Annotated in this window: 10 protein-coding genes and 2 pseudogenes; 7 read left to right on the top strand and 5 right to left on the bottom strand. The window is 71.5% G+C overall.

Features of this window, described 5'->3' with window-relative positions:
- From HMPREF0591_RS33710 to HMPREF0591_RS05740, 3 genes and pseudogenes are all read left to right on the top strand, one after another.
- Positions 1-177, top strand: a pseudogene (locus tag HMPREF0591_RS33710) (peptidase M50); the annotation flags it as partial.
- Between the two features lie 9 nt (positions 178-186).
- On the top strand, positions 187-960 hold the full coding sequence (locus HMPREF0591_RS05745; protein WP_007167499.1) for a site-2 protease family protein: 774 nt from the start codon (positions 187-189) through the stop codon (positions 958-960).
- A gap of 40 nt (positions 961-1,000) precedes the next feature.
- A complete protein-coding gene (locus tag HMPREF0591_RS05740) occupies positions 1,001-1,897 on the top strand; it encodes a cation diffusion facilitator family transporter (protein ID WP_040621203.1) in 897 nt (298 codons plus the stop codon).
- Here the strand turns inward: HMPREF0591_RS05740 and HMPREF0591_RS05735 are convergent.
- Complete coding sequence (locus HMPREF0591_RS05735) at positions 1,894-2,307, bottom strand: DUF3151 domain-containing protein (protein WP_007167497.1); 414 nt, start codon at positions 2,305-2,307, stop codon at positions 1,894-1,896. The two genes, HMPREF0591_RS05740 and HMPREF0591_RS05735, sit on opposite strands and share 4 nt — an antisense overlap.
- A gap of 123 nt (positions 2,308-2,430) precedes the next feature.
- On the opposite strand from HMPREF0591_RS05735, the gene HMPREF0591_RS05730 reads away from it, so the two are divergent.
- Positions 2,431-3,261 carry an Rv0361 family membrane protein gene (locus HMPREF0591_RS05730; RefSeq protein WP_007167496.1) on the top strand — a complete coding sequence of 277 codons (831 nt, stop codon included), beginning with the start codon at positions 2,431-2,433 and terminating at the stop codon, positions 3,259-3,261.
- A 148-nt stretch (positions 3,262-3,409) separates the two neighbouring features.
- Here the strand turns inward: HMPREF0591_RS05730 and fbaA are convergent, their stop codons facing one another.
- Complete coding sequence (gene fbaA / locus HMPREF0591_RS05725) at positions 3,410-4,444, bottom strand: class II fructose-bisphosphate aldolase (protein WP_007167495.1); 1,035 nt, start codon at positions 4,442-4,444, stop codon at positions 3,410-3,412.
- Positions 4,445-4,529: 85 nt separating this feature from the next.
- Here fbaA and HMPREF0591_RS05720 point away from each other — a divergent pair, with 85 nt between their 5' ends.
- The gene (locus HMPREF0591_RS05720; RefSeq protein WP_007167494.1) at positions 4,530-5,243 is read left to right on the top strand and encodes a DedA family protein; all 714 of its coding nucleotides are present in this window, start codon (positions 4,530-4,532) and stop codon (positions 5,241-5,243) included.
- Here HMPREF0591_RS05720 and HMPREF0591_RS05715 read toward each other — a convergent pair.
- Positions 5,202-7,148 (bottom strand): acetoacetate--CoA ligase, encoded by a 1,947-nt coding sequence (locus tag HMPREF0591_RS05715; RefSeq protein WP_007167493.1) that lies wholly within the window; start codon positions 7,146-7,148, stop codon positions 5,202-5,204. The two genes, HMPREF0591_RS05720 and HMPREF0591_RS05715, sit on opposite strands and share 42 nt — an antisense overlap.
- Complete coding sequence (locus tag HMPREF0591_RS05710; protein ID WP_007167492.1) at positions 7,145-8,266, bottom strand: glycoside hydrolase family 76 protein; 1,122 nt, start codon at positions 8,264-8,266, stop codon at positions 7,145-7,147. The genes HMPREF0591_RS05715 and HMPREF0591_RS05710 overlap by 4 nt, the downstream gene beginning before the upstream one ends.
- Positions 8,267-8,293: 27 nt before the next feature.
- Between HMPREF0591_RS05710 and HMPREF0591_RS05705 the strand changes: the two genes are divergently transcribed.
- Positions 8,294-9,703: an ethanolamine ammonia-lyase subunit EutB gene (locus HMPREF0591_RS05705; RefSeq protein WP_007167491.1), complete on the top strand. Its 1,410-nt coding sequence runs from the start codon at positions 8,294-8,296 to the stop codon at positions 9,701-9,703.
- Positions 9,700-10,449, top strand: a pseudogene (eutC, locus tag HMPREF0591_RS05700) (ethanolamine ammonia-lyase subunit EutC); the annotation flags it as partial. The gene HMPREF0591_RS05705 and the pseudogene eutC, both read left to right, overlap by 4 nt.
- Here the strand turns inward: eutC and HMPREF0591_RS32170 are convergent.
- A partial coding sequence (locus HMPREF0591_RS32170; protein WP_007167489.1) for a vWA domain-containing protein occupies positions 10,418-11,250 on the bottom strand: 833 nt, incomplete at its 5' end. The pseudogene eutC and the gene HMPREF0591_RS32170 sit on opposite strands and share 32 nt — an antisense overlap.

Here is an 11,250-nt window from a genome sequence, read left to right as displayed (position 1 = left end):
GCCGTGCCCGGCCTGCGGGCCCGCGTGCCGGCGCGGTGGCGCCGCTGGGTGGCCGGACGGGCGGTCCAGCTGGGCAGCACCGGCGTCATCGTGGTGCGCGACGGCGTGCCCGCGCCACGCCCGGCGCGCCGGTCGACGTTCTACCGCAACGTCGAGGGCTGGCTGGCGGTCCGATAGTTTCGACCGGTGACCCTGCCCGCCCGGCGCGAATCGGTGCGACCCAGCCCCCTGTTCCTGGCCCTGGTCGGCCTGACGGCGGTCGGCGGCGCGCTGGCCTGGCAGGCCGGCAGCACCGTGCGGCCGCTGGCGTATTTCGGGGTGTTCACCTTCGTGATCGCCGGCTGGCTGGTGTCGCTGTGCCTGCACGAGTTCGGCCACGCGGTGACCGCCTGGCGGTTCGGTGACCACGACGCCGCCGTGCGCGGCTACCTGACGCTGGATCCGCGCCGCTACAGCCATCCCGCCCTGTCGCTGCTGCTGCCGATGGTGGTGATCGCGCTCGGCGGGATCGGCCTGCCGGGCGCCGCGGTGTACGTGCGGACCTGGTTCATGACGCCGAACCGGCGCACCCTGGTCAGCCTCGCGGGACCGGCCGCCAACCTGGTGCTGGCGGTGCTCCTGCTGGCGCTGACGCGGTTGTTGTACGACCCGTTCCACCAGGTGCTGTGGGCCGGGGTGGCGTTCCTGGGCTTCCTGCAGCTGACCGCGGTGGTGCTCAATGTGCTGCCCATCCCGGGCCTGGACGGGTACGACGCCCTGGAACCGCACCTGAGCCCCGAGACGCAGCGGGCGGTGGCGCCCGCCAAGCAGTGGGGCTTTTTCATCCTGCTGTTCCTGCTCCTGCCGGCCAGTCACTGGTTCTTCGGAATGATGCTCTGGCTGTTCGAATTCTCCGGGGTGCAGCCCTGGCTGGTGTCCGCGGGCAACCTGCTCACCCGCTTCTGGAGCCGCTGGTTCTGACCCTTGCCGTATATGCGCTGATCTGCATATATTGCACGCCATGGGCGCCGGCCACAATCACAGTCCCGCCGAGACCGACGGGTCCAGGCTGATCCCGCGAATGATGGCCGCCGCCGCGATCCTGGCGACCTTCTTCGTCGTGGAGCTGACCACCTCGCTGCTGATCAACTCGATCGCGCTGCTGGCCGATGCGGGCCACATGCTGACCGACGTCGTCGCCGTCTTCATGGGCCTGGCCGCCGTGACGCTGGCCCGCCGGGGCAGCTCGTCACCGGCGCGGACCTACGGCTGGCACCGGGCCGAGGTGTTCACGGCGGTCGCCAACGCGGGGCTGCTGATCGGCGTCGCCCTGTTCATCCTGTGGGAGGCCATCCAGCGGCTGCGGGAGACGCCGTCGATCCCCGGCGTGCCGATGATCGTGGTCGCGCTGGCCGGCCTGCTCGCCAACCTGCTGGTCGCCCTGCTGCTGCGGTCGCACTCCGGGCAGAGCCTGGCGGTCAAGGGCGCCTACATGGAGGTGGTCGCCGACAGCGTGGGCAGCCTGGGCGTCCTGATCGCCGGTGTGGTGACCGTGACCACGCACTGGCCGTATGCCGACGTGGTGGTCGCCGTGCTGGTCGCGCTGTGGGTGCTGCCGCGGGCGATCTCGCTGGCCCGCGACGCGTTGCGGATCCTGTCCGAAACGTCGCCGACCCACATCGACGTCGACGAGCTGCGCACGGCGCTGGGCGCCGTCGACGGTGTCACCGAGGTGCACGACCTGCACGTCTGGACGCTCTCGCCGGGCAAGGACATGTGCACCGCGCACCTGCGCAGCGACGGCGACTCCACCCGCGTGCTCAGCGACGCCCGTGCGCTGCTGTCGGCCCGCGGGCTGGAGCACGCGACCGTCCAGATCGACTCCGCCGACGACGTGGGGTGTTCGGAAACCTTCTAGAGCCCCAGCGCCGGGCGCGCCGCGGGGTCGCAATCGTCGAGCAGGTCCAGGCAGCGCTGGTACTCGTCGGGCTCCCCGATCGTGTCGGCCGCCCGCGCCAGCGCCGCCACGCAGCGCAGGAATCCGCGGTTGGGCTCGTGCGAATACGGCACCGGACCGAAGCCCTTCCAGCCGTTGCGCCGCAACTGGTCCAGGCCGCGGTGATAGCCGGTGCGCGCGTACGCGTAGGCCGTGATGGCCTGGTCGTCGGCCAGCGCCTGCTCGGCCAGCGCCGCCCAGGCCACCGACGCCGAGGGGTGCGCGGCGGCGACGATCCCGGGCTTCTCCCCGGCGAGCAGTTCCGCCTCGGCGTCGGGGTCGCCCGGCAGCAGGGTCGGATCGGGTCCGAGAAGGTCTCGCATCGGCGTCATGGCTCCTATTCTGCAGCCGCCTCGATTCGGTGGGCGGGCGGACCTCAACCAGCACCCCATCGAGGGGGCCGGGTCGCTAAGCTCTCCAACTACCCCACCCGACAGCGGAGGACAGCCGTACTCATGCCCCAGCCACCCGAGCCCGACCGCGGCGGCGCGCCGAACACGCCCGGGCACGAATGGGCCGCGCCGTCAGGCGAGGACGCGACCGAGAGCGTCCCCCTGGTACCGAGCGACTCCGAGACCGAGACCGTGGTGATCAGACCCGACGCCGGCGGCAACCCGGCGGACCCCGGCGAGTATGCGGACGGCCAGCAACGCGAGCGCCGCTTCACCGCGCCCGGTTTCGACGCGAAAGAGACCGCGGTGATCTCGACCACCCAGGAACCCGCCACCGAGGTGTTCGCCTCCCCGCCGGGAGGCATGCCCGCACAGCCCGGCACACCCGCCAAACCGGCGGTTCCGCAATCGATTCCGCCCCGCCTCGGGGGGAAGCTGCGCACCTCCCGGCAGTTCAACTGGGGCTGGGTGCTGGCGCTGGTGCTGGTGGTGCTCGCGCTGGCCGCGATCGCGATCCTGGGCACCGTGCTGCTGACCCGCAGCAAACACACGAAAGTGTCGCAGGAGGACCAGGTTCGCACCACGATCGAAAGCTTCGACACCGCGATCCAGAAGGGTGACCTGACCACGCTGCGCACCATCACCTGCGGCACCACCCGCGACGGGTACGCGGACTACGACGAGCACGCCTGGGACGAGACCTACCGCCGGGTCAGCGCGGCCAAGCAGTACCCGGTGATCGCCAGCATCGACCAGGTGGTGGTCAACGGGCAGCACGCCGAGGCCAACGTCACCACGTTCATGGCATACGACCCGTCGCTGCGGTCGACCCGCAGCCTGGACCTGCAGTACCGCGACGACCACTGGAAGATCTGCCAGTCCCCCAGCGGCTAACCCCGGCGCTCTGCCGCTCTGCCCTCTGCCCCTCGCGAGATATAAACCATTGCGACTCGCCGCGGCGTGTCGTGTGCGTGGTTTATGTGTCGCGGCGGGTGGGGGGCGGGTCTTGGACGGGCGGGCCGGCGGACCGGCGGACCGGCCGCTATCCGCCCAGCGTTTTCCCGGCGCAGTGCAGGTCCTCGCAGGCCTCCACCACCCGCTCGCTCATCGACGCCTCGCCCTTCTTCAGGTAGCTGCGCGGGTCGTAGACCTTCTTGACGCCCACCTCGCCGTCGACCTTGAGCACCCCGTCGTAGTTGCCGAACATGTGCCCGGCGATCGGGCGGGTGAACGCGTACTGGGTGTCGGTGTCGACGTTCATCTTCACCACGCCGTAGCGCAGCGACTCCTCGATCTCCGACTTGAGCGAGCCCGACCCGCCGTGGAAGACGAAGTCGAACGGCTTCGCGCCGTCGGGCAGGCCCAGCTTGGCGGCGGCCACGCGCTGGCCCTGGGCCAGGATGTCGGGGCGCAGCTTGACGTTGCCCGGCTTGTAGACGCCGTGCACGTTGCCGAACGTCGCGGCCAGCAGGTACTTGCCGTGCTCGCCGTGGCCCAGCGCGTCGATGGTCCTCTCGAAGTCCTCCGGCGTGGTGTACAGCTTGTCGTTGATCTCGTGGGCGACGCCGTCCTCCTCCCCGCCCACCACGCCGATCTCGATCTCCAGCACGATCTTGGCGGCCGCGGCCTCCTTGAGCAGTTCCTGCGCGATGGACAGGTTCTCGCCGATCGGCACGGCCGAGCCGTCCCACATGTGCGATCCGAACAACGGGTCCCGACCGGCGCGCACCCGCTCGGCCGACAGCGCCAGCAGCGGCCGCACGTAGCTGTCCAGCTTGTCCTTGGGGCAGTGGTCGGTGTGCAGCGCGACGTGGACGGGGTACCTGGCGGCGACGACCCGGGTGAACTCCGCCAGCGCCACCGCGCCGGTGACCATGTCCTTGACGCCCAGGCCCGACGCGAACTCCGCACCGCCGGTGGAGAACTGGATGATGCCGTCGCTGCCCGCGTCGGCGAAGCCCTTGATCGCGGCGTTGACGCTCTCGGATCCGACGCAGTTGATCGCCGGGAAGGCGTAGGAGTTCTCCTTGGCGCGCCCGAGCATCTCGGCGTACACCTCGGGCGTGGCGATGGGCATCAGAACTCCTCTGCGTGGGCCGGGTGCACCCAGTATCGTCCAGGACGGTCAGGCGCTCACCCCGAAACCGGTATGTTGAGCAATCATGAGCACCGCCGTGACGGCCCTGCCCGACATCTTCGACCCGATGTACTGGTTGGGCGCCGACGGGGTTTTCGGCTCCGCGGTGCTGCCCGGCATCCTGCTCATCGTCTTCGTCGAGACCGGCCTGCTGTTTCCGCTGCTGCCCGGCGAATCGCTGTTGTTCACCGGCGGACTGCTGGCCGCGCACCCGAACCCGCCCGCCAGCATCTGGGTGCTCGCCCCCGCCGTCGCCTTCGTGGCGATCCTGGGCGACCAGACCGGGTACTTCATCGGCCGCCGCATCGGCCCGGCGCTGTTCAAGAAGGAAGACTCCCGGTTCTTCAAGAAGCACTACGTGACGGAGTCGCACGCCTTCTTCGAGAAATACGGGCCGTGGGCGATCATCCTGGCCCGGTTCGCGCCGTTCGTGCGGACGTTCGTCCCGCCGGTAGCCGGGGTGTCCTACATGCGTTACCCGGTGTTCCTCGGCTTCGACATCGTCGGCGGCATCCTGTGGGGCGGCGGTGTGACGCTGGCCGGCTACTTCCTGGGCAACGTGCCGTTCGTGCACCACAACCTGCAGAAGATCCTGCTGGTCATCCTCGTCGTGTCGCTGATGCCGGCGTTCATCGCGGCCTGGCGAAGCTACCGGAACCGGCGGCGGGCGCCGGCCGGGACCGACGGGGAGCCCGACTCAGGACACCCGACTTCTGCGGTACGCAACGAAAGCGTCTAACAGTTCCGGTCGGTCGATCGAACTCTGCTGCACGGCCTCGCCCGGCGCCGCGCCCAGCAGGATCCGCTTGATCGGGATCTCCAGGCGTTTGCCGGTCAGCGTCCGCGGTATGCCCGGCACCGCCAGGATGTCGTCGGGCACGTGGCGCGGGGAGGCGTGCAGCCGGATGGCCGCCACGATCCGGGACTTGAGCGCGTCGTCGAGTTCGGCGCCGTCGGCCAGGGTCACGAACAGCGGCATCCAGTAGCCGCCGTCGTCCTGCTCGACGCCGACCACCAGGCAGTCGCCCACCTCCGGCATGCCCTCCACCGCGGTGTAGATCTCCGCGCTGCCCATCCGCACGCCCAGCCGGTTCAGGGTGGCGTCCGAACGGCCGTGCACCACAACGGATCCGCGGTCGGTGATGGTGATCCAGTCGCCGTGACACCACACGCCCGGATACTTCTCGAAGTAGGCGGCGCGGTACCGGCTGCCGTCGTCGTCGTTCCAGAAGAACACCGGCATCGACGGCATCGGCTCGGTGATCACCAGCTCGCCCTCCTCGCCGATGACGGGGTGGTTGGGTCCGATCCAGGATTCGATGGCCGCGCCCAGGCAGATGCACGACAGCTCGCCGGCGACCACCGGCAGGATCGGGCAGCCGCCGATGAAGGCGGTGCACACGTCGGTGCCGCCGCTCATCGAGATGACCGGCACCGCCCGGCCGAGTCCCTGTTGCACCCAACGGAATCCGGACGCGGGCAGCGGTGAACCGGTGGACCCGACGGCACGCAGACCGTCCAGCGCGTACGTCGTCCCCGGCTCGAGGTCCTTCTTGGCGCAGGCGAGCAGGTAGCCCGCGCCGGCGCCGAGCACGTTGACGCCGGCCTCGGCGGCGACCCGCCACAGCGCGTCGGTGCCCAAATGAGTTGGGCTGCCGTCGTAAAGCACGATGGTGGTGCCCACGAGCAGCCCGGACAGCTGCAGGTTCCACATCATCCAGCTGGTCGACGAGTACCAGAAGAAACGCTCGCCGGCGTGCAGGTCCAGCTGCAGGCTCAGGTATTTCAGGTGCTCGATCACCGTTCCGCCGTGCCCGTGCACGATGCCCTTCGGCTTGCCGGTGGTGCCGGAGGAGAACATCACCCACAGCGGGTGCGCGAACGGCACGGGCGTGATCTCCAGCTCGGCGTCGGATCCCACCGCCTCGGCCCACGGGACGGCGCCGTCGCCGGCCGGGAGCCCGAGCCGCGGCACCACCACGGTGGCCCGCAGGGTCGGCATCGCGCGCCGGATGGTGTCCAGCTCCGCGCGCCGGTCGATGCGCTTGCCGTCGTACACCGAGCCGTCGGTGGCCACCAGGACGGCCGGCGCCACCTGGCCCAGCCGCGCGATCACACCGTCGACGGCCACGTCCTGGTTGCACACCGCCCAGATCGCGCCCACGCTGGCGGCGGCCAGGGCGGCGACGGCGGCCTCGGCGACGTTGGGCAGGTAGCCGACGACGGCGTCGCCCGGTTGCACCCCGAGCCCGCGCAGGTAGGCCGCGAACGCGCCGGTCTCGTGCCGCAACCGCGCCCACGACCACTCGCACGCGCCGTCCTCCCCGGCGACGATCATCGCGGGCCGCTCGTCGGTCGCGTGCCGGAAGATCTCGGTGGCGTAATTGAGGGTGGCGCCGGGGAACCACTCGGCGCCCGGCATGGCGCGGTTGCCCAGCACCGCGCGCGGCGGGCTGGCGGCCCGGATGTCGAAGTAGTCCCAGACGGCGTCCCAGAGCCACTCGATGTCCTCGACGGACTTGCGCTGCAGCGCGTGGTAGTCGCGGTAGTCGCCGCGCCCGGTGTCGGCGAGCCATGCCATGAATCCGGTGAGGTTCGCCCGGGCCAGCGTGGCCTCGTCGGGAATCCAGCTGCCGTCCATCATGTCGCGCTCCCTGCGGTCACCGCGGTGACGTTACATGCGGCCTCCATCAGCATCCACCCCGACAGCTGCACCGACAGATCCCGTTCGGCGACCTCCGAACCGTTCACCGCGCCGTCGACGAACTGCGCCTCCCCGGCGGCCCGGGTGGGCAGCTGCGCGTCGCGGTCCCAGAACGGGCCGAACAGCGGCAGCCCGTCCACCGTCTGCCGGTAGTCCCACGCCGATTTCGCGCTGGCCAGCACGATCCGCCGGGCGGTGTCGCGCGCGGCGGCGTCCTCGGCCCCGTCCCCCGGCAGGGTGGTGGCGACCAGGGCGAGGTAGCGCGCGGTGATCCCGGCGAACAGGCCGCCGTCCCCGCCACCGGCGCCGGTCAGCACGCCCGTCGGCGCCATGTGCTCGGCGACGGCCGCGACCAGCCGGTGCACCCGCGGGGCGTGCCGATCGTCGTGGGTGCGTGCCGCGAGCTCGGTTTCCAGGCCGAGCACCACGCCCTGGCAATAGGTGTACTGGGCGCGGACCAGGGAACCGGCCTTGATGCCGTCGAACACCAGGTGTGTCTCCGGGTCGATCAGCGTCTCGTCGATCCAGTCGGCCATCTGCTGGGCGCGCCGCATCTTCTCGCTGTAGCGGGCCAGGAAGATGCCCGCCGGGCCGTTGGCCGGGGCGTTGAAGAACTGGTCCTGCTTGCGCCACGGGATGCCGCCGCCGTCCTCGGGCACCCACGCCTCGAGGAACTCGTGGGCCAGCTTGGGCAGCGCGCGGTGGCGCTCGACGCCGGCGACCCGGGCGGCGCGTTCCAGCGCCAGCGCCAGCCAGGCCATGTCGTCGTAGTAGCTGTTGGTCCAGCGGAAGTTGTTGCGCAGCCGGTGCGAGCGGACCTGCCGGTTGATCATGGTGTGCCGCCGCGGTTGCGGGTCACGCAGCTGCGCGTCGACCAGGCAATCGAGCAGGTGCGCCTGCCACCAGTAGTGCCAGGTGCCGAACATCGCGTCGCGCCGCGTCGGCGGCCACGCCACCACGCCCAGCTGCGTCCCGGGCAGCCCCCACAGCCGTTTCAGGTGTCGTTGCGCGACAGCGGCTTCGGAGCTGGCCGCCCGATTGGCCCATAGCTGATCCATGCTGCCGATCCTGCCTCATACTGAAATATGCGCTACCGGCAAACCATTTCGGGGACCACCTACACGTTCGACGGGCTGGTCGACGTGCTGGCCAAGGCGACGCCGTTGCGCTCGGGCGACCAGCTCGCGGGCTGCGCCGCCGACTCGGACGCGCAGCGGGCCGCGGCCGCCTGGGCGCTGGCCGACATCCCCCTGGCGACCTTCCTCACCGAGGCGGTCGTGCCGTACGAGACCGACGAGGTCACCCGGCTCATCGTCGACGGCCACGACCGCGAGGCGTTCGGCCCCGTCGCGAGCCTGACCGTGGGCGGTTTCCGCGACTGGCTGCTGGACGCGGCGTGCCGCGACGACGCCGCGGCGCGCATCGCCGCGATCTCGCCCGGGCTCACGCCGGAAATGGTTGCCGCGGCGTCGAAGATCATGCGCAACCAGGACCTGATCCTGGTGGCCGCCGCGGCGACGAACACCGCGGCGTTCCGCACCACGATCGGCCTGCCCGGCACGCTCGCGACCCGGCTGCAGCCCAACCACCCGACCGACGACCCGCGCGGGATCGCCGCGGCGCTGCTGGACGGCCTGCTGATGGGCTGCGGTGACGCGGTGATCGGCGTCAACCCGGCGACCGACTCGCCGCAGGCGGCCGCGGAGCTGCTGCGCCTGCTCGACGACATCCGGGAGCGGTTCGCGATCCCCGTCCAGTCGTGCGTGCTGTGCCACGTCACCACCACGATGGAGCTGATCGACCGCGGCGCGCCCGTCGACCTGGTGTTCCAGTCGATCGCCGGCACCGAGGGCGCCAACGCCTCGTTCGGGACCTCGATCGCGATGCTGACCGAGGCCGACGAGGCAGCCCGGTCGCTGAACCGCGGGACCGTCGGCGACAACGTGATGTACCTGGAGACCGGGCAGGGCGCGGCGCTGTCGGCGGGCGCCCACCTCGGCGTGGGCAACAAGCCGGTCGACCAGCAGACGCTGGAGGCGCGCGCGTACGGGGTGGCGCGCGCGCTGCGGCCGCTGCTGATCGACACCGTGGTCGGCTTCATCGGGCCGGAGTACCTCTACGACGGCAAGCAGATCATCCGCGCCGGGCTCGAAGACAACTTCTGCGGGAAACTGCTCGGCCTGCCGATGGGGGTGGACGTCTGCTACACCAACCACGCCGAGGCCGACCAGGACGACATGGACACGCTGCTGACCCTGCTGGGCGCGGCGGGCACCGCGTTCGTCATCACGGTTCCCGGCGCCGACGACATCATGCTCGGCTATCAGAGCCTGTCGTTTCACGACGCCCTGTACGTGCGAAAGGCGTTGGGGCTGCGGCCCGCACCCGAATTCGAGGCCTGGCTGTCCGGCCTGGGCATGGTCGGCGCCGACGGCCGCGTCCTGCCCGTGGACCTCGCGACGTCGCCGCTGCGCGCGCTGGCGGCCGGCGCATGACCGACCCGCAACCGCCGGACGCCTGGGCGCCGCTGCGGGCGACCACGCAGGCGCGCATCGGGCTCGGGCGGTCGGGGGACTCGCTGCCGACCCGGCGGGTCCTGGAGTTTCAGGCCGCGCACGCCGCGGCGCGCGACGCCGTGCACGAGCCGCTCGACGTCGACGGCCTGCTGAGGCGGCTGCGCGACTTGAACGTCAAAGGCATCGACCAGCCGCTGCGGGTCCGCAGCCGGGCGGCCTCGCGCGGCGAGTACCTGCGCCGGCCGGATCTCGGTCGCACCCCGGCCGACCTGTCCGGCCTGCCGAAGGTCAACGCGGACATCGCGTTTGTGCTCGCCGACGGGCTCTCCCCGCGCGCCCTGACCGACCACGCCGCGGGCATGGTGGCGGCGCTGGTCGCCGAATTCGACGGCCGCTACCGCATCGCCCCGTTGGTGATCGCGACCCAGGCGCGGGTGGCGCTCGGGGACCACATCGGTCAGGCGCTGGGCGCCGCAACGGTTCTCGTGCTCATCGGCGAGCGCCCCGGCCTGTCGGTCGCCGACAGCCTGGGCGTCTACCTGACCCATCGGCCGCGGCCGGGGCTCACCGACGCCGACCGCAACTGCATCTCCAACATCCATCCGCCCGACGGCCTGGACTACCCGGCGGCGGCCTCGGTCGCCGCCGCGCTGGTGGCCGGGGCCCGGCGGCTCGGCCGCTCGGGCGTCGCCCTCAAAAACACAACGCGAGCAGCAATTGGCGCAGGCCGGTCAGCGACTGCGCCGGCAGAAACAGGTCGCAATACGGCAGCGCCGCGGCCATCGGCCCGGCCAGCGGCCGGAAGCCCTCGTGCGCCGCACGGGGATTGAGCCACACGATCAATTCGGCGCGCCGCCGCAGCCGCTCCATCGCGTGCGCGAGCACGTCCGGCGGGTCGGCGTCCCAGCCGTCCGACGCGATGATCGCCACCGCGCCGCGCAGGGCGTTGCCGTGCGGCGGGGACAGCAGCGTGGCCACGCTGCGGCCGATGAACGTCCCGCCGTACCGGTCGGTGACCTTGGCGTTGGCCCGCTCCAGCGCCACCTCGGCCGACCGGTGCGCGAGCACCGCGGTGAGCCGGGTCAGCGACGTCGAGAACGCGAAGACCTCGGGTCGGGTGCCCGGCTGGCGCGACACCGCCCTCATCAGATGCAGGTACACCGCGGCGTAGGGCTGCATCGAGCGGCTCACGTCGCAGACCAGCACGATCCGCCGCGGCCGGCGCCGGGGCCGGGTGCGGGCCAGCAGCACGGTTTCCCAGCCGGTCCTGCGCGACGCGGTCATGGTGGCGCGCAGGTCGATTCGCTTGCCGGCGGGGCTGGGCTCGAACCGCAGGCTGCGCCGTCGCGGCCAACGCGCGACGGTCGATTCCAGCCAGGTGCCGAGCAGGCGGAGGTCCTGCGCGTCGAAGCGGTCGAACGGCTGGTCGGCCAGCGCGGCGATCCGGCTGGGCAGCGCGTCGGGCAGCAGCAGGCTCGGGCCTTCCGTGTCGTCGGCGGCGGCCAGCGCCCGCGTCGCCCAGGGCA

The organism is Mycobacterium parascrofulaceum ATCC BAA-614 (assembly GCF_000164135.1).
GTDB lineage: Bacteria > Actinomycetota > Actinomycetes > Mycobacteriales > Mycobacteriaceae > Mycobacterium > Mycobacterium parascrofulaceum.
This window is presented reverse-complemented; position numbering and strand designations above follow the sequence as displayed.